Raw genomic sequence first — 24,778 nt, 5'->3', positions numbered from 1 at the left:
CAGCAAGGTCGCCATCTGCGCAATATTAAGAAAACGCGTAAGATTGAAAACAATTGGAAAGGCGTAGATATTGCGCATGACAACCACTGTGAAAGCATTAGAATAAGCGTATGGCAACCAAGCACGACACAGAAACCCTGCTGGAGCGGCAAGTGCTGAAGCCGCCACCGCTCTACCAGGTGGCCTTGCTCAATGACGACTACACCCCGATGGAATTTGTGGTGGCCATCATTCAGGAGTATTTCAACAAGGACCGTGAAACGGCGACGCAAATCATGCTCAGTGTTCATCGCTACGGCAAAGGAGTGTGCGGCGTGTTCTCTAAAGATATAGCGTGTACCAAAGTGGAGTTCGTTTTAACGCATGCGCGCAAGGCGGGGCACCCCCTGCAGTGCGTGATGGAGGAAGTATGATTGCGCAGGAATTAGAAGTAAGTTTGCACATGGCGTTTGTCGAAGCTCGGCAGGCACGGCACGAATTCATCACGGTTGAGCATTTATTGCTGGCACTGCTGGACAATCCCTCCGCTGCCGAGGTGTTGCGTGCCTGCGCGGTCAATATTGAAGACCTGCGCAAGACCCTCACCAATTTCATCGGCGATAACACGCCGACCGTGCCTGGCACGGGCGAAGTCGACACCCAGCCGACGCTTGGTTTCCAGCGCGTGATCCAGCGCGCCATCATGCACGTCCAGTCCGCCTCGAATGGCAAGAAGGAAGTCACGGGCGCCAATGTGCTCGTGGCCATCTTCGGCGAAAAGGATTCGCATGCCGTCTACTACCTGCATCAGCAGGGCGTGACGCGCCTGGACGTGGTCAATTTCATTTCGCACGGCGTGCGCAAGGACCAGTCGACGGAAAGCGCGAAAGCCTCCGAAGGCGTGGAAGAAGCGCCAGTCGACGGCCAGCCGAAGGAAAGCCCGCTCGACCAGTTCACGCAAAACCTGAACAAGGCCGCTGCCGAAGGCAAGATCGACCCGCTGATCGGCCGCGAGGAAGAAGTCGACCGCGTGATCCAGATCCTGTGCCGCCGCCGCAAGAACAATCCGCTGCTGGTCGGCGAGGCGGGCGTGGGCAAGACGGCCATCGCCGAAGGCCTGGCTTACCGCATCACGCAAAGCGATGTGCCGGAAATCCTGCAGAATGCCGTCGTGTATTCGCTGGACATGGGCGCCTTGCTGGCCGGTACCAAGTACCGCGGCGACTTCGAACAGCGCCTGAAAGCCGTGCTCAAGCAATTGAAGGACAATCCGAACGGCATCCTATTCATCGACGAGATCCACACCATCATCGGTGCGGGCTCGGCGTCGGGCGGCACGCTGGATGCATCCAACCTGCTGAAACCGGCACTGGCGAATGGTCAGCTGAAATGCATCGGCGCGACCACGTACACGGAATTCCGCGGCGTGTTTGAGAAAGATCATGCCTTGAGCCGCCGTTTCCAGAAAGTGGACGTCAACGAGCCGACCGTCGAGCAAACCGTGCAGATCTTGCGCGGCCTCAAGTCGCGCTTCGAAGAGCACCACGGCGTGAAATACTCGGCCTCGGCCCTGTCGACGGCGGCCGAACTGGCGGCGCGCTTCATCAACGACCGCCATCTGCCCGACAAGGCGATCGACGTCATCGATGAAGCGGGCGCGGCGCAGCGCATCCTGCCGAAGTCGAAGCAAAAGAAAACCATCGGCAAAGCCGAGATCGAGGACATTATCGCCAAGATCGCGCGCATCCCGCCGCAAACGGTCAACCAGGACGACCGCAGCAAGCTGCAGACGATCGACCGCGACTTGCGCAATGTTGTGTTTGGGCAAGATCCCGCCATCGACGCGCTGGCCTCGGCCATCAAGATGGCCCGTGCCGGCCTGGGCAAGACGGACAAGCCGATCGGCTCCTTCCTGTTCTCCGGTCCTACCGGCGTCGGCAAGACCGAGGTGGCGAAACAGCTGGCCTTCATCCTCGGTATCGAGCTGATCCGTTTCGACATGTCGGAATACATGGAACGCCACGCCGTCAGCCGCCTGATCGGCGCGCCGCCGGGCTACGTCGGTTTCGACCAGGGCGGCTTGCTGACGGAAGCGATCACCAAGAAGCCGCATGCGGTCTTGCTGCTCGATGAAATTGAAAAAGCCCATCCGGACATTTTCAATATCCTGCTGCAAGTCATGGACCATGGCACCTTGACGGACAACAATGGCCGCAAAGCCGATTTCCGCAACGTGATCATCATCATGACGACCAATGCGGGCGCGGAAAGCCTGCAAAAGACGTCGATCGGCTTCACCAATTCGAAGCAGGCCGGCGACGAGATGGCCGACATCAAGCGCATGTTCACGCCGGAGTTCCGCAACCGCATCGACGCGACCATCAGCTTCCGCGCGCTGGACCAGGAAATCATCCTGCGCGTGGTCGACAAGTTCCTGATGCAGCTGGAAGAGCAGTTGCACGAGAAAAAGGTCGAAGCCGTGTTTACCGAGAAGCTGCGTGCTTTCCTCGGCAAGAAAGGTTTCGATCCGCTCATGGGCGCGCGGCCGATGGCGCGTTTGATCCAGGACATGATCCGCAAGGCCCTGGCCGACGAACTGCTGTTCGGCCGCCTGGTCACGGGTGGACGGGTCACCGTCGACCTCGACGACAAGGACCAGGTCTTGCTGGAATTCCCGGAACCGCCAGACGCGGCGCCGACGGCAGCACCGGAAACGGTGGAAGTCGAGTAATCGGCCCCTTCGCTTCCGCGCGATCAAAAAACCCGCCCACACAAGTGGCGCGGGTTTTTTTACGTCCTGGCCGCAGGAATGGAAACTGTTGTGTAAATATCCTTGTTTAAAAATAAGTATTGCTTTTGCGAAAGCTATGCAAGAATCAGGATCCCGATGCCGGCCATGCCCCGCATCGTTCCGCTTCCCTGGCTCTTGAAAGATTGCTTAATGAAAATTTCCCGCACTCTCGCCTTCCTCCTGTTGTCCGCCGGCCTGCTGGGCAACGCCGCCGCTGCCGCGTCCGCTGGCAGTTATTTCCGTTTTCCCGCCGTGCGCGGCGATACCGTCGTCTTCACGGCAGAAGGCGACTTGTGGAAAAGCAATCTACGCGGCGGCGCGGCGCAGCGGCTGACCACGCATCCCGGCTATGAAACGAACGCGGCAATTTCGCGCGACGGCCAGTGGCTGGCGTTTTCCGCCGCCTACGAAGGGGCGCAGGAAGCGTATGTGATGCCGCTGGCGGGCGGTTTGCCGCGCCGTATTTCCTTTGACAATGGCGGCGTGCTGGTGCTGGGCTGGACGGCGCAGGGCGAAGTGCTGGTCAGCACGCAAAATACGGACGGTCCCGCCTCGCGCCGCATCGTCGCCGCCATCGATCCCGTGAAACAGACGCGGCGCGTGTTTCCCGTGGCCGACGCCAACGACGCCGTGCTCGACGACGCTGGCAAGACGCTGTTCTTCACGCGTTTCGGCCTGGCCATGACGAACGACAATGTGCGCAACTACCGGGGCGGCGCGCATGCCACCTTGTGGCGCTATGATCTCGATGGCAAGGGCGAGGCCGTGCCCATGCATACGGATGCTGGTGTGTTGGCGGGCAACAACAAGCGCCCCATGTGGTGGCAGGGCCGCGTCTACTACATCAGCGACGCGGGCGGCAGCGACAATCTGTGGAGCATGCTGCCCGACGGTTCGGACCGCCGCGCCCTGACCCGCCACACGCAGTGGGATGTGCGCAATGCGCAGCTGGGCGACGGCAAGATTGTGTATCAATTGGGCGCAGACCTGCGGGTACTGGACCTGGCCGCAGGGACGGACTCATCGCCATTGCCGATCAGCCTTGTCTCCGATTTCGACCAGCAGCGCGCGCGCCAGATCCGCTCGCCGCTCGATACCTTGAGCAATGTCCAGGTGTCCGGCAAGGATGAGCGCATCATTCTCACTGCCAGGGGCCGCGTGAGCATCGCCGGCACGGGCAGCTTGCGCCGCGTCGACATCGCCATTCCCGAAGGGGCGCGGGCGCGCGACGCCGTCTTTTCCAGCGACGAGAAATCCGTGTTCGCCATCGTCGACACGAGCGGAGAGAACGAAATCTGGAAGTACGCGGCCGACGGTTCGGGCAAGGGCGAGCAGCTGACGACGCAGGGAGATAATCACCGCTGGAAGCTGTACCCGTCGCCGGACGGACGCTGGCTGGCGCACACGGATAAGAAGGGCCGCTTCTGGCTGCTGGACCTGGCGACCAGGGGCAACCAGCTGATCGACGACGCGGGCAAGGCGGGCGTGGACAAGCACGACGAAGTGCAATGGTCGCCCGACAGCCGCAACCTGGCCATCGTGCGCGTGGCCAGCAACGAGCAGCGCGAGCAGATCGGCCTGTACAACCTGGCGTCGAAGCAGTTGCAATTCGTTACCAGCGACCGTTATACCTCCGCTTCGCCCGTGTTTTCGCCGGACGGGCGCTGGCTGTATTTCATGTCGGCACGCAATTTCCAGCTGGCCAATGGGTCGCCGTGGGGCGACCGCAACATGGGGCCCGTGTTCGACAAGCGCATCGGCGTGTATGCGCTGGCGCTGCAGCCGGGCAACCGCTTCCCGTTCCAGCCCGATGATGAGCTGAGCCGCCCGGGAGTGAAGCCGGCCGAGACCGATGATGAAAAGGCGGCCGAATCGGCGGCGGAAAAGGCATTGGAAAAGGCCGGCGGCAAGACGGCCGTGAAAAAGGCGCCGGCCGCGCTGCCGGACGTCGTCTTCAAGGGCCTGGCCGGGCGCCTGTATGAAGTACCGCTGGCGGCGGGCAATTACGGCGCGCTGGCCATGGACGACAAGCGCCTGTATTTTCTCGAGCGCGACAGCGGCGAGAACAAGTTCAGTCTGAAAACGCTGGCCATAGGCAATACCGGCTCCAAGCCGGAATTGCTGGTGGCCAATGTGCGCGAATTCGACCTGGCGCAGGATAAAAAGCATTTGTACTACAGGACAGCAACCAGCGCAGCGGCCACGGGGCCGGGCGAGATGCTGGTGATCGAGGCGGGCGCCAAGCTGCCGTCCGACTTGTCGAAGGCGAAAGTAAAAGTCGACGACTGGACGTTTGTGTCGAACCCGCGCCTGGAATGGAAGCAGATGTTCAACGACGCGTGGCGCTTGCACCGCGACTTCCTGTACGACGCGAAGATGCGCGGCGTGGACTGGAAGGCGGCGCGCGACAAATATGCGCCGCTGGTCGAGCGGGTCACGGACCGCGCCGAACTCAATGATTTACTCGGCATGATGGTGGCCGAAGTGGGCGCCCTGCATTCGCAGATCCGTCCCGGCGAATTGCGCCGCACGGAGCAGGAAGGCGCGCCGGCCGGCCTCGGTGCCGTGCTGGCGCGCACCAGCGAGGGCTACCGGGTCGAACACGTCTACCGCAGCGAGGCGGAATTGCCGTCGGCGCGCGCGCCGCTGGCGCGCCCCGAAGTGGACGTCAACGCGGGCGACGTGATCACGGCCGTCAACGGCAAAGACGTCCTGGCCGCGCGCGACATCAGCGATTTGCTGCTGAACCAGGCCGACAAGCAGGTCTTGTTGCAGGTCAAACGCGGTCATGGCAAGGGCGCGCCGCGCGCCGTCATCGTCACGCCCGTCAACATGGCGAAACAGACGGCGCTGCGCTATGGCGACTGGGAACTGAGCCGCGCCGAGCAGGTGGCCACCGTCTCGCAGGGACGCATCGGCTACCTGCACCTGCGCGCCATGGGGGCCAACGACATCGCCTCGTTCGCGCGCGATTTTTATGCGAACATCAACCGCGAAGGCCTGATCATCGACGTGCGGCGCAACAACGGCGGCAATATCGACAGCTGGATCATCGAAAAACTGCTGCGCAAGGCCTGGGCCTACTGGGCGCCGCCGGGCGTGCAGCCGTCGACGAACATGCAGAACACCTTCCGCGGCCACCTGGTGGTGCTGGTCGATGAACTGACGTATTCCGATGGCGAGACCTTCGCCGCAGGCATCAAGGCATTGAAACTGGCGCCGCTGGTGGGCAAGCGCACGGCAGGCGCCGGCGTCTGGCTCAGCGACAATACGCGTCTGGCCGACAACGGCATGGCGCGCGTGGCGGAAAACGGCCAGTTCGGCATCGATGGCCAGTGGCTGATCGAAGGCGTGGGCGTGGTGCCGGACGTCGAGGTGGACAATCCGCCGCACGCCACCTTCAATGGCGGCGACCGCCAGCTGGACGTGGCGCTCGACATGCTGGCGAAAAAACTCAAAGAGCAGCCGCGCCCCGCCTTCCAGGCGCAGCCTATCCCCGCGCTCAAGTAATCTGGCTACAGGCCGGTGGCGGCCTTGAATTGCAGTGCGCGGCGGCGCGACACCTCGACCACGCTGCCGTCCAGCAGGCGCAGGTCGAGGCCGTCGGCCGCATTCGGCGCCACTTGCGCCACCTGCGCCAGGTTGACGATCTGGCGCCGGTTGGCGCGGAAGAATTGCGCAGGATCAAGCCGTTCTTCCAGCTGGCTCAATGAGCGCAGCATCAGCGGCTGCTGCGCCGCGAAATGCACGCGCGTGTAGTTGCCTTCCGACTCCAGCAGGCGGATATCGGCAAACGCCACGAACCAGCAGCGCTCCCCATCCTTGATGAAGACCTTGCGCGGCGCGGGCGGCGGCACGGCTTGCGCCCGCGCGCCGGCGCGTGCCAGGGCCGTGGCCAGGCGCGCCGCCTGCACGGGTTTTTGCAGGTAGTCGAGGGCGCTGACCTCGAAGGCCTGCAGTGCGTACTGGTCGAAGGCCGTGCAAAAGATGACGTCGGGCGCGTCGTCGAGCGACGCCAGCAGGTCGAAGCCGGAGCCGCCCGGCATCTGCACGTCGAGCAGCAGCAGGTCGGGGCGCAGCTTGGCGATCTGCGCGACGGCGTCGGCCGCGCTGGCCGCCTCGCCGATGATGTCGACGGCACCTTGCCGCACATGCGGCGCCAGCAGGCGCCGCAGCTCGGCGCGCGCCAGGCGTTCGTCGTCGACCAGCAGTACCTTGAGCGGCCGAGCGTTCATGCCTGCTCCGGCAGGTCGATGGTGGCAAATACCCAGCCCGCCTGCTGGCGCAATTCCAGGCTGGCGCGCTCGCCGCAGGCCAGCTGCAAGCGCTGGCGCGCATTGCGCAGGCCGACGCAGGTGGAGTTGCCCGGTGCGCGCAAGGCGCCCGTGTTGGCGACCTCGATCTGCAGCATGGCCGCGCCATCCGCGCCGCTGTGGCGCCGCGCCGCGATGCGAATGTCGCCGCCGTCGGCGCTCGTTTCCACGCCATACTTGACGGCGTTTTCCACCAGCGTTTGCAGGGCCATGGGCGGCACGCGCACCTGTTCCAGGCCGGGGGCGCTGATCCCGATCGCAAAGTTGACGCGCAGGCGCTCCTCGAAGCGTATCTGTTCGATCGCCAGGTAGGCGCGCACGGCGTCCAGTTCGGCCGCCAGCGGCACCGTCGCATGCTGGCCAGACTGCAGCGCATGGCGCATCAGGCCGGCCAGCTGGTCGATCATGTGCGCGGCCGCCTCGCGGTCTTCGAAGATCAGCGCGCGCACGCTATTGAGGCTGTTGAAGAAGAAATGCGGGTTCACCTGCGCCTGCAAGGCGCGCAACTGGGCGTCCTTGGCCAGTACTTCCAGGCGCAGCGCCTCGGCCTCGAAGCGGCTGGCGCGGCGCAGCGACTGCACCATCGAGTACAGCACGGTCCAGATCAGGAAGATGGCGCTCCAGGTGACGAGCGCCGGCGGCAGCCAGGCCAGGCTGGTGACGGGGCCGAACGGCTGCAGCAAGGCGTAGCCGGCGCCCGCGCTCAGGCTCTGGATCAGGCCCAGCAGAGGAAGCACGGGGAGGATGCGCTGCCAGGCGAAGCGGCCGTCGATCCAGCCGCGCCGCCGCAGGAGGCGCCGCCACGCCATGGACAGCAGCAGGCCGCTGGCGCCGCCCCACCAGCAGACGCCAAGAATGGGCCAGCTCATGGGGGCGCGGCTCAGGCTCAGCAGCGCCAGCAGGGCGGCCCCATTCCAGCCGGCCAGCTGGAAGGTCCAGTACCAGTTCAAACGGGTCAGCCAGGAACGGGGCGCTTGTGTCATGGCTGCCTGTCAGTCGAGGAATTGCCCGATGCGGCCGAGCATCCAGTCCGGCTGGTCGTACATGATGAAATGGCGCGCCGTGTCGGCCAGCGCGATCTGCACGCCCGGCAGCTGCGCGTACTGCTGCTGGAAGGTGGCTTCGATGGCGGCGCGCGGCGTATAGTCCTTGTAGGCGATCCAGGTGCCCAGCACCAGGGCGGGCGACTGCACTTTCGCCACGTCCTGGCGCAGGTCGCTGGCCATCAGCGTGCCCATGGCCTTGATCACCGTCTCGCGGTCGGAGCGCTGGCCCCAGCCGATGATGCGCTCCACGTCGGCTGGCGCGCTGGCCATGCTGGTGACCGCGCGGCGCTGGCTGGCGGCGTAGGTGGCGTCATCCTGCGCGCGCATGGCCGATTGCATCTGCGTTGCCATGGCTTGCAGCTGCGGCGGCGTAATGGACGGCAGTTGCGTCGCGCCCAGCGCGGGCAGCGAGTCGACGATCACCAGCTTGCCCGTCCGGGCCGGATGGTCGATGGCCATTTTCAGGGCCAGAAAGCCGCCCAGGCTATGCCCGATGATGGCCGGTTGTCCCAGTTTATTCACTGTGATGTAGTCGGCCAGCTGCTGCTCCGCCTGCGCCAGCAAGTCGCCATCGACGGGCGCCACGCCGGCAAAGCCGGCCAGGGTCAGCACGTGGCATTGACGCGCGGTGTGCGGCGCGCACAGGCGCGCCACCGTGCCTTGCCAGACTTCGCCCGACGACGCCAGGCCGGGAATCAGGATCAGGGGGCGGCCTTGTCCGGTGACCTCGACCGTGAATGCGGCAGGTGCAGCGGCCTGGCTGGCGCTGGCCAGCAGCGCGGTACTGAGCAAGATCAATGTTTGCAGTGTTCGTTTCATGGGGTACTCCTCCTTGACGACCATGCTAGCGGCGCGGGCGCCCCGCAGCCAGCGCCGCGGGATGAGCGGCGCCAGGGCGGGATGAGCGGTTCAGATCCATTCATCCTGGTCCTGGCTGTGCTCGGGAAGGTAGGTCAGGTATTGCACCATGCGCGGCGCCGGGCCGCGGTTGGGCGTGGCGCAGTGGGGCAGGGCCTGGTGCCAGATGATGAAATCGCCGGCCATGCCGTCGACGGGCACGGGCCGCAAGGCCTCGACGGCCCATTCGCGCGGCTGGCGGCCCGGCGGCACTTGCCGCAGCCAGCCGGCCACGTGCCGCTGGAAGCCGGGCACGCAGTGAAAGGCGCCGTGCTGCGCGGGACAGTCGCTCAGGTACAGCATGCCTTGCAGCTTGAACGGAATCGGCTGTTGCAGGCTGACGTCCCAGTGCAGTGCGCTGCCGAGGAAGCGGTGCTGCGGCGTTTCCGGCGGGTTGAAGCTCACCTTGTCGATGCTGGCGTAGATGCCGGTGCCGGCGCCTGTGCCGCTGTCATATAGCTGCTGGCAGGCGTGGCGCACGTGCGTGCTGTGGCGGTTTTCCTCGAGGGCCGGATGGTCGGAAAACTGCAGCATCAGGCCCCGCTTGCCAGGGTGCGGCTGGTACCACGACGCCGGCTCGTCGGGCGAGGCGCCCAGGTAGTCCCAGATGGCCGTTCGGGCGGCGGCGCACTGCGCGCGCGGCACGGCGCCGCGCAGCACCAGATAGCCGTGTTCTTCGAAATGGCGCAGCTCGGCGGCGGACAGCACGTCCTGGTGCGCGCTGGCGGCATGCGCCGGGCGTGGGCGCGTGCGCGCGGCGATCCAGTCCGTGTAGGCTTGCAGGGTCGGGCGTTGCTGATACAGGAAGTGCAGCGTGTCTTCCATGGAAATGCCGCGCGCGTACAGCGCCTGGAGGTCCCCGTGGTCGCGCGCCAGCCCCTGCTTGCCCGTCGCGCCAGCGTGTCCCGTGCAGCGTTGCCATAAGTCGTGCAGGTGAGGCCAGTCGTCCATGGTGTTTTCGTCCGGGTGAAAAAATCAGCCGGCGCGCAGGCGGCGCCATAGCGTGGTGCGGCTGATGCCGAGGTATTGGGCGGCGGCGTCGCGGCGCCCGCCGAAGCGCGCCAGCACCGCGCTGGCGCTTTCGTCTTCCGGGCGCGGCGCGATGGCGACGGCCGGCGCCGGCGGCAGCGCCGCCGTGCCGGCAGCGTTGCCCAGTTCCGGCGCCACGCCCAGCACGAAGGCGGGGGTGAGCGCCTGCAGCGGCTCGGCGGCCAGGAACAGCGCCAGGCGCTCGGCCAGGTTGCGCAGCTCGCGCACGTTGCCGGGCCAGTCGTAGCGGCGCAGCAGCGGCGCGCAGGCGATGATTTCCGCGTGCAGGTTGGGGTGCGGACGGGCGCCCAGCGCGGCCAGCGCGTTTTTCAGCGACCATTCGGCCAGGCCCGGAATGTCGCTGGCGCGTTCGCGCAAGGCGGGCAAATGCAGGCGCAGCACGGCCAGGCGGTAGAACAGGTCGGCGCGGAAGCGTCCTTCGCGGATGCGCTGCTCCAGGTCGCAGTGCGTGGCGCTGATGATGCGCACGTTGATGGCGATGGGCCGCGTGCCGCCCACGCGCACCACTTCGCGCTCTTCCAGCACGCGCAGCAGCCGCGTTTGCAGGGCCAGCGGCATTTCGCCGATTTCGTCAAGGAACAGGGTGCCGTGGTTGGCCGCTTCGAACAGGCCCGCATGGCCGCCCCGGCGTGCCCCCGTAAACGCCCCGTCCTCGTGGCCGAACAGCTCCGATTCCAGCAGGGACTCGGCGATGGCGCCGCAATTGATGGCGATGAAGGGCCGGTTCGCGCCCAGGCTGCGCGGGCTTTCGCGGTGAATGGCCTGCGCCACGAGTTCCTTGCCGCTGCCCGTCTCGCCCTGGATCAGCACCGTCGCCGGCGAGCGGGCATACAGCACCACCGACTGGCGCAGCGATTCCATCACCTCCGATTCGCCGCGCAAATCGTGCAGGCCGTGGCGCGCGCGCAGGGTGTCGGCCACCACCGCGCGCCGTCCCCGGTTCGATTCGATCTGCGTCAGGCGCGCCAGCTCCAGCGCGTCGTCGAAGGCGCGCCGGATGGCCGTGGCCGAATACACGAAGACGGCGGACAGGCCCGCCTCTTCGGCCAGGTCGGTGACGAGCCCCGCGCCGACGACGGCTTTGACGCCGGCCGCCTTCAGTTCATTGATCTGCGCGCGCGCGTCTTCCTCGGTGGCGTAGGTGCGCTGCGCGATCTGGAAGCCGAAGGTGGCGGCAAATTCGCCCAGTTCAGGCATCGGGTCCTGGTAGGTGACGACGCCGATGTGCGGCGAGATGCGCCGCGCGCGCGCCAGCGCCTGCATCACGTCGTAGCCGCTGGCCTTGGCGATGATGACGGGCACCGACAGCCGGCCTTTCAGGTAGGCGCCGTTCGAGCCGGCCGCGATGACGGCGTCGCAGCGCTCCGTGGCCATGCGTTCGCGGATGTGGCGCACGGCGTCGTCGAAGCCCAGGTTGATCGGTTCGATCGTCGCCAGGTCGTCATATTCGAGCGTGATGTCGCGGAACAGGTCGAACAGCCGCGAGACGGAGACGGTCCAGATGACGGGTTTGTCGCGGTGGTCGAGCGGAGGTTGGGGAGGGCGGCGCATGCTTTATTCTAAACGATTTGTTTCATTTTCTTGCCATGCAACGCCGTTGCAACGGGCGTGTTGCACGTGCTCTGTGGTGTTTCAGATATTGCCAATAAGGAATATGAAAAAACCGCCGGAAACTGGTTTATGATCTAGCAGCACCATGATGCTTGGAAGAATATGTTTCCCAGGCGCATGTTCACTTTGCCGTTAACCATCCATGGTGTCCATGAACCGCGTACCAACCAGTCCCGATTTCATCGCCGATGCCTTGCAGCTGATCGCCTTGCCCGCTTGCGCCTGCGATGCCTGCGGCATGGTGGTGGCCGCAAATGGCGCCCTGGGCGCCTTGCTGGGCAGGGACGTGTCGGGCCGCCTGCTGGCCGACTGTTTTACGGACGCCTACCGCGCGTCGAGCAGCAGCATGCTGCGCGGCGCGCTCGGTGCGGCCGGGCGCGAGCGGCAGTGGGACAGCAGCCTCGAAGGGGACACGGGCGCCATCGCCGTGCAGGTGTGGGCCAGGCCCCTGCTGGTCGGCGACGGCTTGCCGGGCGCGACCCTCGTGTTTGCCGACATCAGCGTGCAGCAGCGCGACCAGCAAGCCTTGCGCAAGACCTTGCTGGAACAGCAGGCCATCCTGGAAAGCGCCGCCGTCGGCATCGTGTTTTCCAAGGGCGGCTTCATCGAAGAGTGCAATATCCGCGCCGCCGAAATGCTCGGCTATGCGCGCCACCAGCTGACGGGCATGCCGGGCGCGGTGCTGTACCGCTCGGCCGAACATTGCCGCGCCCTGGGGCTGGAAGCGGCGCCGCTGCTCTCGAAGGGCAAGCCCTACCGCACGGAGCTGGAATTGCGGCGCCAGGATGGCACCCTGTTCTGGAGCCGCCTGCACGGGCGCGCCGTCGATCCCTTGAATACGCATGACGGCACGGTATGGATTATCGAAGATATCAGCGACCACCGGCGTGACGAAGATCAATTGCGCCGCGCCATGCTGGAAATGCAGGCCGTGATGGACAACGCGCCCCTGGCCATCGGTTTTCAGCGCGACAAGGGCGTGCTGCGCTACAACCGGCGCTTTGCCGAATGCTTCGGCTTCGACGGCGACAGCGGCGTGGGCATGGCCGTCGCCGACCTGTACCCGTCGCGCGCGGCGTATGACAATGTCGTGCGGCAGGCCGCGCCCCTGCTGCGGCGCGGCCTGCCGTTCCAGGGCGAGATGGAGATGCGCCGGCGCGACGGCTCGACGTTCTGGGCGCTGGCGTATGGCTATGTCCTCAATCCGGAGAACCAGACCGACCGCGGCCTGCGCGACACGATCTGGCTGTTCGACGACCGCAGCGCGCAGAAGGCGGCCGAGGAGGCCACGCGCCAGCTGATGCTGGAGCAGCAGGCCATCCTCGACAATGCCTCCGTCGGCATCCTGTTTTCGCGTTCGCGCCTGATCCTGCGCTGCAATCCCCGCTTCGCCGAAATGTTCGGCTACGCGCAGGACGAGATGACGGGCATGCCCGCCGCCGGGCTGTTTCCCTCGCCCGCCGCCTACGAGGAGTTTGGCGTGCAGGCCACGCCGCTGCTGGGACAGGGCTTGCCGTACGAGCAGGACGAATCGCTGTTCCGCCGCCGCGACGGCAGCCTGTTCTGGTGCCGCATCCGCGCCAAGGCCGTCGACCAGACGCACAGCGAGCAGGGCGCCATCTGGATCCTCGAAGACATCACCGCCAGCCGCCAGGCGCAGATGGAAGTGGCGGCCATCATGACGAATGCCTCGGTGAGCATCCTGTATACCAAGAACCGCCAGATCACGCGCTACAACCTGGGCTTTGCCGCGATGTTCGGCTATAGCGGCGACGAGGCGCTGGGCTTGCCCGGGCGCGCGCTGTACGTGTCGCAGCAATCCTACGAGCTGCTGGGCGCGGCGGCCTTCCCCTTCCTGTCGGTGGCCAAGCCCTTCCAGACGGAGGTGGAAATGCAGCGCCGCGACGGCAGCACCCTGTGGGCGCAGCTGATCGCCTACGTCGTCAATCCGGACGATCCCGCCGCCGGCACCATCTGGATCATCGAGGACCGCACGGAAGCGAAGCGCGCCGAAGAATCGCTGCGCAACGCGCTGCTGGAAAACCAGGCCATCCTCGACAGCGCCGTGCTGGGCATCTCGGTGGTGGAGGGCGGCCACAATTTGCGCGCCAACAGCAAGATGGAAGAGCTGTTCGGCTATGGGCCCGGCGAGATCAACGGCCTGTCGGTGCGGGCCCTGTACCCGGACGTGGCGGCATGGAAGGCGGCGCGCGGCGAAACGGCGCGCGATTTCGAGGCGGGCAGGGTGCACATGTCGGAGTACCAGCTGGTGCGCAAGGATGGCAGCCGCTTCTGGGCGCGCCTGTCGGGCCGGCCGTTTGATCTGGCGCATGCGCATGGCCGTTCCGTGTGGCTGGTCGACGACGTGACGGCGCGCCGCGAGGCGGCCGAGGCGGTGCGCCGCGCGCGCGACGAGCTGGAATTGCGGGTGCAGGAACGCACGGCCGAACTGGCCGGCGCCAATCTGCTGCTGCAGGGCGAGATCGCCGAGCGGCGCCAGGCCGAGGCGCGGGTGCACCACATGGCCTACCACGACAACCTGACGGGCTTGCCGAACCGCGCGCTGCTGTCGGACCGGCTGGAACGGGCCATGCTGGCCGCGCAGCGCTCCGGGCGCAAGCTGGCCGTGATGTTCATCGACCTGGACCGCTTCAAGACCATCAACGATTCGCTGGGCCACATGACGGGCGATCTGCTGCTCAAGGAAGTCGCCGCGCGGCTGTGCGGCGCCGTGCGCGCCAGCGACACGGTGGCGCGCCTGGGCGGCGATGAATTCGTCGTGCTGGTGCCGGGCATCCGCGGCGGCGAGGAAGCGGCGCGCGTGGCCGAGAAGATCATCGAGGCGCTGACGCCCGCCTTTCCGCTCGACGGCCATGTGCTGCATGTGACGCCATCGATCGGCATCTGCGTGTATCCGGACGATGGCGGCGACGTCGACGCCCTGATGCGCCATGCCGATGCGGCCATGTACCACGCCAAGGGCAATGGCCGCAACAACTACCAGTTCTTCACGCAGACGATGAACCAGGCGGCGGCCCTGCACTTCGACCTGGAAAGCAGCTTGCGCACGGCGCTGGCGCTGCAGCAGTTCGAACTGTTTTACCAGCCGATCATCGATATCGCCACGCGCCGCCTGCACGGCATGGAAGTGCTGCTGCGCTGGCGCCGCCCGGGCCACGGCCTGGTGCTGCCCGACCGCTTCATTCCCATCATGGAGGAAAACGGCTTGATCGTGCCGGTGGGCGAGTGGGTCATGCGCCAGGCGTGCGAGCAAAGCATGGCCTGGCAGCGCCAGGGCTTGCAGCCGGTGCCGCTGGCGGTGAATCTGTCGCCGCGCCAGTTCATGCACAAGGGTCTGGTGGCGGCCATTGGCGCCGTGGTGCGGGAAACGGGCATCGATCCGGCGCTGCTGGAGTTCGAGATCACCGAGACGGCGCTGATGCAGCACGGCGAGCATACCCTGGAGATTTTGCGCCAGATCAATGGCATGGGCTTGCGCCTGTCGATCGACGATTTCGGCACCGGCTATTCCAGCCTGGCCTACCTGAAGCGCTTCCCCGTGAAGAAGGTCAAGATCGACCGCGCCTTCATCAAGGACCTGGAACACAGCGCGGAAGACCGCGCCATCGTGGCCGCCATCATCGCCCTGGCCGATAGCCTGCAATTGTCGGCCGTGGCAGAGGGCGTGGAGACGGAGGAGCAGTTCGCCCTGCTGCAGGCGCATGGCTGCCGCTATGCGCAGGGCTATCTGTTTTCCGCGCCGGTACCTGCAGCGAATGCGCAGGTGTTATTGGAACGCGTATCTGGTTAGTCGATGGTGGCGACAACCGGCGCATGGTCGGACGGCTGCTCCCACTTGCGGGGCACGCGGTCGATCACGCAGGCCGTACAGCGGGCGGCGAGGGCGGGCGAGAGCAGAATATGGTCGATGCGCAGGCCCTTGTTCAGGCGGAAGCCCAGCTGGCGGTAATCCCACCAGCTGAACGATTTTTCCGCCTGCTCGAACAGGCGGAAGGCGTCCGTCAGGCCGATGTCGAACAGGCGCTGCAGGGCGGCGCGTTCCTTGTCCGAGACCAGTACCTGGCCTTCCCAGGCGACGGGGTCGTGCACGTCGCGGTCGTCGGGCGCGATATTATAGTCGCCGACGACTGCCAGTTGCGGGTGCTGCTGCGCTTCTTCGGCCAGCCAGTCGTGCAGGGCGGACAGCCAGCCCAGCTTGTATTCGTATTTGTCCGAGTCGACGCTCTGGCCGTTCGGCACGTAGGCGCAGACGACGCGCACGCCACCGATGGTGGCGGCCAGGATGCGCTGCTGCGCATCCTCATAGCGCGGGTTGTTTTTCACTACGTCGGTGATCGGCAGCTTCGACAGGATGGCTACGCCGTTATACGTTTTCTGGCCGCTGAAGACCACCTGGTAGCCGGCCGCCTCGATCTCGGCGACGGGGAACTTGTCGTCCGTGAGCTTGGTCTCTTGCAGGCAGAGTATGTCGACCGGGTTGTCGGTCAGCCACTGCAGCACTTGCGGCAGGCGCACTTTGAGCGAGTTGACGTTCCAGGTGGCGAGTTTCATGGGAAAAATCCTTGCTTGAATAGGTGACGATGGGGTGTCGATAGGCGCGAATCTTACCGCATGCGCGTCGACGGCGTCCTGTCGCGCTTGTTGCGCACCGCCTTTATTTGCTCACAGGGAAAAAGATATTAATAAAGTATTTATATTTAACCAATCGTGGCGCATGAATATTATGTTTTTGTGTATCATTGATCAACCCCTATGTTTGATTTGGCATAAGTGGCTGGCATGGCAGGCTGCGTCTCGCCGTTTAACGCGACAAAGGTGTAAAGTTTCTCGCTAAAACGCGATAAAAACTACTAAAATGGCACAATGTAACAACTGTGTCACACGGCTTTGTTACAGCCAAGTTAAGAACCGAACAGGAAGCAGTTGTAATTAGTTGTAATTGCTATTCCGATTACATGACCACTGTGCCCGGGGCGGAACGTCAATTCCGTCCCTGGCGCCGCCAGACTTGTTATATAAATTGCAGTACTATATCTATGAGACTGTTTTGCGACATCAATAGATGGTACTATTTTGAAATGTTGCAGTTTTAATAGTGAGACTTGCGCGTAGCATTTGCAAAGGAAGAAAATGCGAACTGCATTTGAAGCGTGGGCGCAGCGTGACGGCCACATTGTGCGGCGAAGAGAAGATAAACCGGATGAGTACCTGATTTTCGAGACCCAGCGCCGCTGGGTTATCTGGCAGGCGGCTCTGACGCATGGCAAGACGGCTGCCAAGCCGCGCGTGAGCGCGGCCGAAAAGGCGGCGAAAGCCCAGCGCGCGCTGGAAATGTCGTCCGACGAGGCAACCGTGCGCAACAAGGTGCTCAATGAGGTGCTCGACGCCTTCAGCGGCGCCGATGGCGCTGCCGGCATGGAAGGCATACTGAAAGTGATCCAGGGCCTGAAGATGAAGCAGAAGGCGCTGGCCGACGACAAGAGCGAAGATTCCACGGCTTGAGGGGGCGGCGATGCGTTATCGGCACTACAAGGGCGGCATTTATGAACTGGTGTGCGAAGCCACGCTGGAAGCGGATCTGACGCCGATGATCGTGTATCGCGCCGCCGACGGTTCCATCTGGACCCGGCCGAAAGACGTGTTCTTTCAGCTGATCGAGGTCGAAGGCGTCATGGTCCAGCGTTTCGCCCCCATCAACTGATGGCCGCCTGCGTGCGTGCCCGGGATTTTCTTCATGCGTAAATTGCTGCCTGCCGCCCTGGTGCTGGCCTTTGCCTGCGCCGCGGCGCATGCCGAAACCATCGGTTCGGTCGACACGGTGTTCAAACTGATCGGCCCTGACCATAAAATCGTCGTCGAAGCGTATGACGACCCGCGCGTCGCCGGCGTCAGCTGCTATCTGTCGCGCGCCAAGACGGGCGGCATCAAGGGTGCCGTCGGCCTGGCCGAAGACAAGGCCGATGCGGCCGTGGCTTGCCGCCAGGTGGGGCCGCTGCAATTCAAGGGCAAGCTGCCGCGCCAGGAAGAAGTGTTTACCGAGCGCGCCTCGATCTTCTTCAAGCACGTGCGCGTCGTGCGCATGGTCGACAGCAAGCGCAATGCGCTCGTCTACCTCGTATATTCCGACCGCCTGATCGAAGGCAGCCCGAAAAACAGCGTCACCGCCGTCGCCGTGCCTGGCGACCAGCCGATTCCCGTCCGTTAAGCGAGCTTCCCATGCGCGTGCCGCTGTCTGCCCCCCTTGCCGCCTTTGCCGCCGGGACGCTGCTGCTGTTCGGCCTGGGCGGCTGCGCCACCCTGACGGGCAATACCGAGCAGATGGTGCTGGTGCAGACCATCCAGGACAACCGCGAACTGACTGGCGCCGGCTGCATCCTCAGCAACGACGTGGGCAAGTGGTTCGTCACCACGCCCGGGCGCATCACCATCCGCAAGAGCCAGGAACCGTTGAAAGTCGACTGCCGCAAGCACGGTTCGCCTGCCATCGCGACGGACGACCACATCGATCCCAAGCTCAATGGCAGCGTCTGGGGCAATGTCATCCTGACCCTGGGCGTCGGCTATTTCGTCGACCGCAATACGGGCGCCGGCTTCGACTACCCGTCCATTTTGACCATCGTCATGCAGGACCCCGCGCGCCTGGCGCCTCCGCCCGCACCGGTTGCCGCGCCGGCGCCCCCGGCCGCCGTGGCGGAAACGGTGGTGCAGCCGAAGGTGGCGCCGTCGCCGTTGCCCAATCCTGTCGTCTACTGATTAATATCCCACGCATGAAAAAACCGCCAGGGTCAGTGACCGTGGCGGCTGCCTTCTTACGTAGCGACGCCTGACAAAACCGTAGCGAGCGGGAGCTAGTGGTGGCCGAGAAGCGCAGCTGTACTTTATGTACAGCGAGCATCGCCGGCCGCCAATAGCCCCGCGCAGCAGGTTTGGTCTGGCGTTCTCTTACACGCGGTTGATCAGGAACGTCGTCAGCAAGGGCACCGGACGGCCGGTCGCGCCCTTCGAGCCGCCCGATTTCCATGCCGTGCCGGCGATGTCCAGATGCGCCCAGGTGTACTTCTTGGTGAAGTTTTCCAGGAAGGCCGCTGCCGTCACCGAACCGCCGCCCGGCGTGCCGATGTTGGCCAGGTCGGCGAAATTCGACTTCAGCTGCTCGTTGTATGCCTCTTCGATCGGCATGCGCCATGCCGTGTCGCTCGATTGCTTGCCCGCTGCCAGCAGTTCATTGGCCAGCTGGTCATGCGCCGCATCGCTGCGCGTAAACAGGCCGCTGTTGTGGTGGCCCAGGGCGACGACGCAAGCGCCCGTCAGCGTGGCGATGTCGACCACGGCTGCCGGCTTGAAGCGTTCGGCGTAGGTCAGCGCGTCGCACAGTACCAGGCGGCCTTCGGCGTCCGTATTCAGCACTTCGATGGTCAGGCCGTTCATCGAGGTGACGATGTCGCCCGGCTTGGTGGCGCGGCCCGACGGCATGTTTTCGCATGCGGCGATGACGCCGATGACGTTCAGCTTCAGGTTCATTTCGCCGATGGCGCGGAAGGTGCCCAGCACCGAAGCGGCGCCGCACATGTCGTACTTCATTTCATCCATGCCGGGACCGGCCTTGATCGAAATGCCGCCCGTGTCGAAGGTGATGCCCTTGCCGACCAGGACCACCGGCGCATCCTTGGCCTTGCCGCCCATGTGCTTCAGGACGATGAACTTCGGCGGCTGCTCGCTGCCGTTGGTGACGGACAGGAAGCTGCCCATTTTCAGCGCTTCGAGCTGTTTGCGGTCCAGCACTTCGACTTCGAACTTGTAATCCTTGGCCAGCTGCTTGGCCGTGTTGGCCAGGTAGGTCGGATTGGCGATGTTTGCCGGCAGGTCGCCCAGGTTGCGCGTCAGGTCGGAACCGTTGGCGATGGCGATGGCTTGCGCCAGCGCGCCGCGCGTGGCTGCCGTTGCTGGCGCCGACAGGACGATCTTGCGCACGCCCGCTGGCGCCGGATCTTTTTTGCTTTTTTGCGAGTCGCAGCGGTATTCGCTGTCGTGGGCGGCTTGCACCACGCAACGGATTGCCCAATTTACGTCGCGCTCTTTCACTTCGGCCAGCGGTAATGCGATAATGGCGTCCGCAGCGCCCAGCGAGCCGAAGGCCTTGAGTGCGGCCTGTACGCCGGTCGTGAAGCTTTTTTCGCTGACAGTTTCATCGCTGCCCATGCCTACCAGCAGAACACGTTCGGCGGCGACGCCATCGACTGCGCGCAGCAGCAACGTGCTGCCAGGCTTGCCGCTGATGTCGCCGGACTTCAGCGCAGCCGAAATCGCACCCTTGCTGTCCAGCGATTTTGCCGCTGGCGACAGTTTTTTGTTTTCGAATACCGCAACCGCGATGCATCCGCTTTTGGCCGTGCCGAGGGTGCTCTTGGTATCGAATGCTTTTATGCTAAAGTCCATTTGGTTCTCCGTTTTCATTTACTAGTAACGTGTTACTCAACTAACTGACCCGAATTATAAACTCCGAATGATCTTTCAACGCGCCCTTCGACGTGAATTGGCTAGTGCCGCCGGGGCCACCTTCACTGTTTTGTTCAGCATCCTGCTCACCTGGATGCTGATCGGTATTCTCGGCAAGGCGGCGGGCGGCAAGATCGCGTCGTCCGACGTCATGTCCCTGATGGTCTTTTCCGCCCTGATGCAGCTGCCGACCATCATCATCCTCACCGGTTTCATTTCGGTGCTGATGGTCGTCACGCGCAGCTACAAGGAGTCGGAGATGGTGGTGTGGTTCGCTTCCGGCCTGAGCCTGTCGCGCTGGATCTGGCCCGTGCTCAGCTTCGGCCTGCCGCTGGTGCTGGCCACCGGCATCCTGAGCCTGTATGCCACGCCGTGGGCGCAAAAGAAAAGCGATGAATATGTGGCGCGCTTCGAAAAGCGCGAAGACCTGCAGAAAGTCACGCCGGGCCAGTTCCGCGAATCGGCAGGCAGCAACCGCATCTTCTTCGTCGAGGGCGTCAGCGGCGAAAAGAACGTGGTGCAGAACGTCTTCGTCAATACCGTCGATGAAAAAGGCAGCGCCGTCGTCGTCGTCGCCAGGGAAGGCGTGATCAATACCGACGCCAAGGGCGAACGCTTCCTGGTGCTCAAGAGCGGCCGCCGCTACCAGGGCATACCCACGCAGGCCGACTTCCAGACCATGGAATTCGAGCAGTACATCATGCGCATCGAGAGCAAGCAGCAGGCGCTGGGTGCGGAACTGGGCGTGCGCGCCATGAGCACCATGGCGCTGGTCGCCGAGCCGAATCCCTACACCATGGCCGAATTACTGTGGCGGGTCAGTGCGCCCCTGATTGGCCTGATGCTGATCCTGCTGGCCATTCCGCTGGGCTTTGTCAATCCGCGTGCCGGCAGTTCGACCAACCTGATCATCGCCCTGCTGATTTTCTTTACGTACAGCAACCTTATCAAGGTCATCGAAGCGAGCGTGAAACAGGGGCGCCTGAGTTTTGGCATGGCCTGGTGGCCGCTGCACCTGCTGGCGGCGCTGGCCGTGGTGGCGCTGTTTGCCTGGCGCCTGAATGTGAATCACCGCTATCATCCGCTGGTCCTGCTGGCGGCTTTCAAGCGCGCGCGCCGCGCCGGCAAACCAAGTAAAGCGGTATCGAAATGAAGATTTTACAGCGCTATTTTGCCGTCTCGATATTCCAGGCGGTGCTGTTCGTGCTGCTGGCCTTTCTGGCTTTGCAAGCCTTCATCGACCTGACGGGCGAGCTGCCCAAGGTGGGCCGCAACGGCTACACCATCCAGTATGCCTTCCTGTATGTGCTGGTGCTGGTGCCGGGCCACGTGTACGAGGTGATGCCGATCGCGGCGCTGATCGGCACCATCTACACGATGGCGCAGTTTGCCGCCAGTTCCGAATTTACCATCATGCGCGCTTCAAGCATGTCGACGGCGATGGCGGCCGGTTTCCTGTTCCGCATCGGTATCGTATTCGTCGTCATCACCTTCATCTTCGGCGAGTTGATCACGCCGCGCACGGAGCCGCTGGCTGAACGCCTCAAGCTGACCTCGCGCGGCGCGGCCGTGTCGAGCGAATTTCGCTCCGGCCTGTGGACCAAGGACATGGTCAAGAGCGAGGGGCTGACGGGCACCGTCACCGGTTCGCGCTTTTTCAATGTCGGCGAAGCGCGTCCGGATGGCCAGCTGAAAAACGTCAAGCTGTATGAATTTGACACCGATATGCGCTTGCGCACCTTGACCGTGGCCAAAGGGGCGACATATCAGGGCAATAATATCTGGCGCCTGACCGACGTGACGGAAACCTCGTTCTCGAACAGCGCGGCGACCTCGCCCGGCTTCGAGCCGAAGCTGGAAAACTACTATGCGCAGGAAACGAGCATGGTGCGTACGGTGCAAAGCGCCAGCAAGGACATGACGTCGGAAGTGACGCCGAAGATCCTGACGGTGTCGGCTTCCGATCCCGAGCGCATGTCGGCCAGCGAACTGGCCGTGTACACGCGCCACCTGGCCGAGAACAAGCAGGAAACGGAGCGCTTCCGCATCGCCTTCTGGAAAAAGCTGATCGATCCGCTGGCCATTTTCGTGCTGATGGCGCTGGCGCTGCCGTTCGCCTACATGCATACGCGCAGCGGCGGCATCAGCCTGAAGATCTTCATCGGCATCATGATCGGCGTGAGCTTCATGCTGGTCAATACGCTGTTCTCGCATCTTGGATTGCTCAGTACCTGGCCGGCCTTCCTGACGGCAGTGGCGCCGAGCGCCCTGTATCTGCTGCTGGCGCTGGGCGCCCTGTGGTGGGTGGAGCGGCACTGATGGAGACGAACGTGAAACAGGCACTGATCTTGTTTGCCCATGGCGCGCGCGCCGCATCGTGGGCTGCGCCCTTCGAGCGCCTGCGCGACCTGACCCAGGCGCGCATGCCCGGCACCAGCGTGCACCTGGCGTTCCTGGAGCTGATGACGCCGCGCCTGCCCGAGCTGGTGGCGACCCTGCTGGCCGAGCTGCCCGCCGGCGCCATCCTGGACATCACCGTGGTGCCCGTGTTCCTGGGGCAGGGCGGGCATGTGCTGCGCGATTTGCCGCTGCTGCTGGAAGAATTGCGCCAGCAGCATCCGGCACTGCGCCTGAAAGTGGTCGAGGCGGTCGGCGAGAACGCCAGCGTGCTGGCCGCCATGGCCGACTATTGCGTGGCGGCGCCAGGCTCCAGTCCTCTGCCTTGAGCGGCATCGACATCGTCTACCTGTGGGTAGACGGCGCCGATCCCGCCTGGCGCGCGCGCCGGCAGCACGCATATGCGGCCTGGGAGCAGGCGCATCCCGGTGAGCTGGCCTTGCACGGCAACGTGGCGGGCCGCTACCGCGACAACGGCGAACTGCGCTACAACCTGCGCGCGCTCGAGCGCTTCTTTCCCGGCCATGGCCATGTCTACCTGCTGACGGACCGCCAGGTGCCGTCCTGGCTGCGCGCTTCACCGCGCCTGACGGTGATCGACCATGCCAGCCTGATGCCCGGCGCATCGCTGCCAGTGTTCGACTCCGGCCATATCGAATCGTATCTGCACCATATTCCGGGCCTGTCCGAACGCTTCTTGTATTTGAACGACGACGTATTCTTTGGCGCGCCGTTCGAGTCCGCATTCTGGTTCGGGGGGGAAGGGGACCGGCGTTTGAGCGTGTTTACGGAAAGTGCGCCGCAGGACGACATGCCGGGCTTGCGCGCCGACGTGGCGGCGCCCGTCAATTGCGCCACCCTGTCGCGGCAATGGCTGTCGGCGCAGTACGCTGACTACCTGCATGAACCGCGCCTGTATGCGCATGCGCCGCGGCCCATGCTGAAAAGCGCGCTGCATGACCTGGAAAGGCTGGCGCCGGCCATGTTTGCCGGCGTGCGCGCGACGGTGTTCCGCTCGTGGCAGGTGCCGGCACTGCTGCCCGACCTGGTGCCGCGCTGGATGGTGCATCAGGGGATTGCGCGCTCGCGCATGCTCGACCCGCTGCATATCGCCAGCGGCGATGCGCAGGCGCCGCAGCAGCTGGAGGAGCTGGCGGCGCGTTTCGGCAGCTTGCCGTTTTTCTGCATCAACGATACCTGCGACGAGGCCGAGGATGACGATCCGCGCCTGCTGCGCGTGGCCGCTACCTTGCAGCGGCTGCTGCCGCTGCCATCTTCATTTGAAAACGCTTAAGCCGATTTCTTTTTTGGCGCCAGGCTGATGCGGGCGGCGGCCGCGCTGTCGGACAGCGAAGCGAGGAACAGCAGCAAATAGGCGCCCAGTTCGAAGACTTCCTCGCCCAGCAGCGCATAGGCGTCCGGCATGCCATGGAAGACCTTCTTGTCGAAGGGCCAGCCGGCCACCATCAGCAAGCCGCCAATGGCCGTCAGGATGGTGATGCGCATGCTGAAAATCAGGCCCGCATGGGCAAACACCTTGCGCGCACGCGGCGCGAAAAAGATCAGCACGCGTATCAGGATCAGCAATTCCACCACGCGCAGGGCTTTTTCCAGCTGCGCCCAGGCGGGCGCCGTGCCGAACTGGTCGATATCGAGTTCGCGCAGCAGGAAACCGAACAGCAGGGCCGACAAGCCCGCATGCATCAGAAAGCGCAGGGACTGGCGGTCCGGCTCCTGCCACGCGCGCACGCCGTGCACCGTGCAGGCCAGGGCCAGGAACAGCGCCTGCAGCCATTCCAATAAATGGTTTTCATCGTCGATATTCGGGAACACCGTCCACAGGGCGATGGAGGCGAGCATGCTGAACAGCACAGCGCTGGCGACGCCGACATTGCTGCGGCTGAGCGAAGTCAGGGCTTCGCGCATGGAGGTGAAATTCATGTGTGGTCGTAAGGCTAAAGTTGCGCGGCGCGGTATTGCAGCCTGCGGGCGCAGCTTTTTTCGGGGAGATCGCCGGGTGGCCTCCGTCAGCCGGAAGACCGCGCGGCAAGCGCTATTATGGCGGGGTGTAGTGTGATTTTATTGCTATCACGCAACAACTTCTCGAGAAAAGATGCGTGAGCATCGTATCATGTTTTCTCTGAGGACGTCGGTTACTGACTTTAAAGTCGGTAAAA

At 64.2% G+C, this 24,778-nt stretch carries 20 protein-coding genes; 12 read left to right on the top strand and 8 right to left on the bottom strand.

All coding sequences use genetic code 11. The annotated features are described in order from the left end of the window. Positions 1–110 precede the first annotated feature (110 nt). The 3 genes from clpS (at position 111) to IGS61_RS03740 (ending at position 6,280) form a co-directional block, all read left to right on the top strand. A complete protein-coding gene (gene clpS, locus IGS61_RS03750) occupies positions 111–413 on the top strand; it encodes an ATP-dependent Clp protease adapter ClpS (RefSeq protein WP_034751577.1) in 303 nt (100 codons plus the stop codon). Further along, positions 410–2,710, top strand: coding sequence for an ATP-dependent Clp protease ATP-binding subunit ClpA (gene clpA, locus IGS61_RS03745; protein ID WP_034751575.1), 2,301 nt, complete (start codon positions 410–412; stop codon positions 2,708–2,710). Before clpS ends, clpA begins: the two co-directional genes overlap by 4 nt. A gap of 210 nt (positions 2,711–2,920) precedes the next feature. Beyond that, entirely contained in the window at positions 2,921–6,280 is a 3,360-nt protein-coding gene (locus IGS61_RS03740; RefSeq protein ID WP_230538387.1) for a S41 family peptidase, read from the top strand. Between the two features lie 5 nt (positions 6,281–6,285). Here the strand turns inward: IGS61_RS03740 and IGS61_RS03735 are convergent, their stop codons facing one another. The 5 genes from IGS61_RS03735 to prpR form a co-directional block, all read right to left on the bottom strand. Beyond that, complete coding sequence (locus tag IGS61_RS03735; RefSeq protein ID WP_230538386.1) at positions 6,286–7,005, bottom strand: LytR/AlgR family response regulator transcription factor; 720 nt, start codon at positions 7,003–7,005, stop codon at positions 6,286–6,288. Next, the gene (locus tag IGS61_RS03730; RefSeq protein WP_230538385.1) at positions 7,002–8,066 is read right to left on the bottom strand and encodes a sensor histidine kinase; all 1,065 of its coding nucleotides are present in this window, start codon (positions 8,064–8,066) and stop codon (positions 7,002–7,004) included. Before IGS61_RS03730 ends, IGS61_RS03735 begins: the two co-directional genes overlap by 4 nt. Positions 8,067–8,075: 9 nt before the next feature. Beyond that, entirely contained in the window at positions 8,076–8,948 is an 873-nt protein-coding gene (locus IGS61_RS03725; RefSeq protein ID WP_230538384.1) for an alpha/beta fold hydrolase, read from the bottom strand. A gap of 90 nt (positions 8,949–9,038) precedes the next feature. Then, a complete protein-coding gene (locus IGS61_RS03720) occupies positions 9,039–9,977 on the bottom strand; it encodes a phytanoyl-CoA dioxygenase family protein (protein ID WP_230538383.1) in 939 nt (312 codons plus the stop codon). A gap of 24 nt (positions 9,978–10,001) precedes the next feature. Then, entirely contained in the window at positions 10,002–11,627 is a 1,626-nt protein-coding gene (gene prpR / locus IGS61_RS03715; RefSeq protein ID WP_230538382.1) for a propionate catabolism operon regulatory protein PrpR, read from the bottom strand. A gap of 211 nt (positions 11,628–11,838) precedes the next feature. On the opposite strand from prpR, the gene IGS61_RS03710 reads away from it, so the two are divergent. Continuing rightward, the gene (locus IGS61_RS03710) at positions 11,839–15,498 is read left to right on the top strand and encodes a sensor domain-containing protein (RefSeq protein ID WP_230538381.1); all 3,660 of its coding nucleotides are present in this window, start codon (positions 11,839–11,841) and stop codon (positions 15,496–15,498) included. Here IGS61_RS03710 and xth read toward each other — a convergent pair. Next, the gene (gene xth / locus IGS61_RS03705; RefSeq protein ID WP_230538380.1) at positions 15,495–16,259 is read right to left on the bottom strand and encodes an exodeoxyribonuclease III; all 765 of its coding nucleotides are present in this window, start codon (positions 16,257–16,259) and stop codon (positions 15,495–15,497) included. The genes IGS61_RS03710 and xth overlap by 4 nt on opposite strands. A gap of 579 nt (positions 16,260–16,838) precedes the next feature. Here xth and IGS61_RS03700 point away from each other — a divergent pair. The 4 genes from IGS61_RS03700 to IGS61_RS03685 are packed head-to-tail and all read left to right on the top strand — an operon-like array spanning position 16,839 to position 18,461. Continuing rightward, entirely contained in the window at positions 16,839–17,210 is a 372-nt protein-coding gene (locus tag IGS61_RS03700; protein WP_096234395.1) for a hypothetical protein, read from the top strand. Positions 17,211–17,220: 10 nt separating this feature from the next. Further along, complete coding sequence (locus IGS61_RS03695; protein ID WP_034782199.1) at positions 17,221–17,409, top strand: DUF1653 domain-containing protein; 189 nt, start codon at positions 17,221–17,223, stop codon at positions 17,407–17,409. Positions 17,410–17,442: 33 nt separating this feature from the next. After that, positions 17,443–17,913 carry a CreA family protein gene (locus IGS61_RS03690; protein WP_230538379.1) on the top strand — a complete coding sequence of 157 codons (471 nt, stop codon included), beginning with the start codon at positions 17,443–17,445 and terminating at the stop codon, positions 17,911–17,913. An 11-nt stretch (positions 17,914–17,924) separates the two neighbouring features. Further along, positions 17,925–18,461, top strand: coding sequence for a hypothetical protein (locus IGS61_RS03685; protein ID WP_230538378.1), 537 nt, complete (start codon positions 17,925–17,927; stop codon positions 18,459–18,461). Positions 18,462–18,650: 189 nt separating this feature from the next. Here IGS61_RS03685 and IGS61_RS03680 read toward each other — a convergent pair whose 3' ends face one another. Next, entirely contained in the window at positions 18,651–20,144 is a 1,494-nt protein-coding gene (locus tag IGS61_RS03680; protein WP_230538377.1) for a leucyl aminopeptidase, read from the bottom strand. 67 nt (positions 20,145–20,211) lie between these two features. On the opposite strand from IGS61_RS03680, the gene lptF reads away from it, so the two are divergent. Genes lptF through IGS61_RS03660 form a run of 4 tightly spaced genes read left to right on the top strand, consistent with a single transcriptional unit; the run spans position 20,212 to position 23,895 of the window. Further along, positions 20,212–21,357, top strand: coding sequence for an LPS export ABC transporter permease LptF (lptF, locus tag IGS61_RS03675; RefSeq protein ID WP_230538376.1), 1,146 nt, complete (start codon positions 20,212–20,214; stop codon positions 21,355–21,357). Continuing rightward, positions 21,354–22,523 carry an LPS export ABC transporter permease LptG gene (gene lptG / locus IGS61_RS03670; RefSeq protein WP_230538375.1) on the top strand — a complete coding sequence of 390 codons (1,170 nt, stop codon included), beginning with the start codon at positions 21,354–21,356 and terminating at the stop codon, positions 22,521–22,523. The genes lptF and lptG overlap by 4 nt, the downstream gene beginning before the upstream one ends. Next, positions 22,523–22,930: a sirohydrochlorin chelatase gene (locus IGS61_RS03665; RefSeq protein ID WP_230538374.1), complete on the top strand. Its 408-nt coding sequence runs from the start codon at positions 22,523–22,525 to the stop codon at positions 22,928–22,930. The genes lptG and IGS61_RS03665 overlap by 1 nt, the downstream gene beginning before the upstream one ends. Next, the gene (locus IGS61_RS03660; protein ID WP_230538373.1) at positions 22,927–23,895 is read left to right on the top strand and encodes a Stealth CR1 domain-containing protein; all 969 of its coding nucleotides are present in this window, start codon (positions 22,927–22,929) and stop codon (positions 23,893–23,895) included. Before IGS61_RS03665 ends, IGS61_RS03660 begins: the two co-directional genes overlap by 4 nt. Here IGS61_RS03660 and IGS61_RS03655 read toward each other — a convergent pair. After that, entirely contained in the window at positions 23,892–24,542 is a 651-nt protein-coding gene (locus tag IGS61_RS03655) for a hypothetical protein (RefSeq protein WP_230538372.1), read from the bottom strand. The two genes, IGS61_RS03660 and IGS61_RS03655, sit on opposite strands and share 4 nt — an antisense overlap. Positions 24,543–24,778: the final 236 nt, after the last annotated feature.

This window comes from Janthinobacterium sp. FW305-129 (assembly GCF_020858115.1).
Taxonomy (GTDB): domain Bacteria; phylum Pseudomonadota; class Gammaproteobacteria; order Burkholderiales; family Burkholderiaceae_D; genus Janthinobacterium.
Note: the sequence above shows the minus strand (reverse complement) of the source record. Positions and strands in the feature narration are given on the sequence as shown.

What these genes read in the sequence shown, in the direction of transcription:
- prpR (WP_230538382.1), bottom strand. Translation starts at nt 11,627, where the DNA reads ATGCGCCGCCCTCCCCAACCTCCGCTCGACCACCGCGACAAACCCGTC.
- IGS61_RS03655 (WP_230538372.1), bottom strand. Translation starts at nt 24,542, where the DNA reads ATGAATTTCACCTCCATGCGCGAAGCCCTGACTTCGCTCAGCCGCAGC.
- xth (WP_230538380.1), bottom strand. Translation starts at nt 16,259, where the DNA reads ATGAAACTCGCCACCTGGAACGTCAACTCGCTCAAAGTGCGCCTGCCG.
- IGS61_RS03740 (WP_230538387.1), top strand. Translation starts at nt 2,921, where the DNA reads ATGAAAATTTCCCGCACTCTCGCCTTCCTCCTGTTGTCCGCCGGCCTG.
- IGS61_RS03665 (WP_230538374.1), top strand. Translation starts at nt 22,523, where the DNA reads ATGGAGACGAACGTGAAACAGGCACTGATCTTGTTTGCCCATGGCGCG.
- lptF (WP_230538376.1), top strand. Translation starts at nt 20,212, where the DNA reads ATGATCTTTCAACGCGCCCTTCGACGTGAATTGGCTAGTGCCGCCGGG.
- IGS61_RS03725 (WP_230538384.1), bottom strand. Translation starts at nt 8,948, where the DNA reads ATGAAACGAACACTGCAAACATTGATCTTGCTCAGTACCGCGCTGCTG.
- IGS61_RS03680 (WP_230538377.1), bottom strand. Translation starts at nt 20,144, where the DNA reads ATGGACTTTAGCATAAAAGCATTCGATACCAAGAGCACCCTCGGCACG.
- IGS61_RS03720 (WP_230538383.1), bottom strand. Translation starts at nt 9,977, where the DNA reads ATGGACGACTGGCCTCACCTGCACGACTTATGGCAACGCTGCACGGGA.
- IGS61_RS03730 (WP_230538385.1), bottom strand. Translation starts at nt 8,066, where the DNA reads ATGACACAAGCGCCCCGTTCCTGGCTGACCCGTTTGAACTGGTACTGG.
- IGS61_RS03690 (WP_230538379.1), top strand. Translation starts at nt 17,443, where the DNA reads ATGCGTAAATTGCTGCCTGCCGCCCTGGTGCTGGCCTTTGCCTGCGCC.
- IGS61_RS03710 (WP_230538381.1), top strand. Translation starts at nt 11,839, where the DNA reads ATGAACCGCGTACCAACCAGTCCCGATTTCATCGCCGATGCCTTGCAG.
- IGS61_RS03735 (WP_230538386.1), bottom strand. Translation starts at nt 7,005, where the DNA reads ATGAACGCTCGGCCGCTCAAGGTACTGCTGGTCGACGACGAACGCCTG.
- clpS (WP_034751577.1), top strand. Translation starts at nt 111, where the DNA reads ATGGCAACCAAGCACGACACAGAAACCCTGCTGGAGCGGCAAGTGCTG.
- IGS61_RS03695 (WP_034782199.1), top strand. Translation starts at nt 17,221, where the DNA reads ATGCGTTATCGGCACTACAAGGGCGGCATTTATGAACTGGTGTGCGAA.
- lptG (WP_230538375.1), top strand. Translation starts at nt 21,354, where the DNA reads ATGAAGATTTTACAGCGCTATTTTGCCGTCTCGATATTCCAGGCGGTG.
- IGS61_RS03685 (WP_230538378.1), top strand. Translation starts at nt 17,925, where the DNA reads ATGCGCGTGCCGCTGTCTGCCCCCCTTGCCGCCTTTGCCGCCGGGACG.
- clpA (WP_034751575.1), top strand. Translation starts at nt 410, where the DNA reads ATGATTGCGCAGGAATTAGAAGTAAGTTTGCACATGGCGTTTGTCGAA.
- IGS61_RS03700 (WP_096234395.1), top strand. Translation starts at nt 16,839, where the DNA reads ATGCGAACTGCATTTGAAGCGTGGGCGCAGCGTGACGGCCACATTGTG.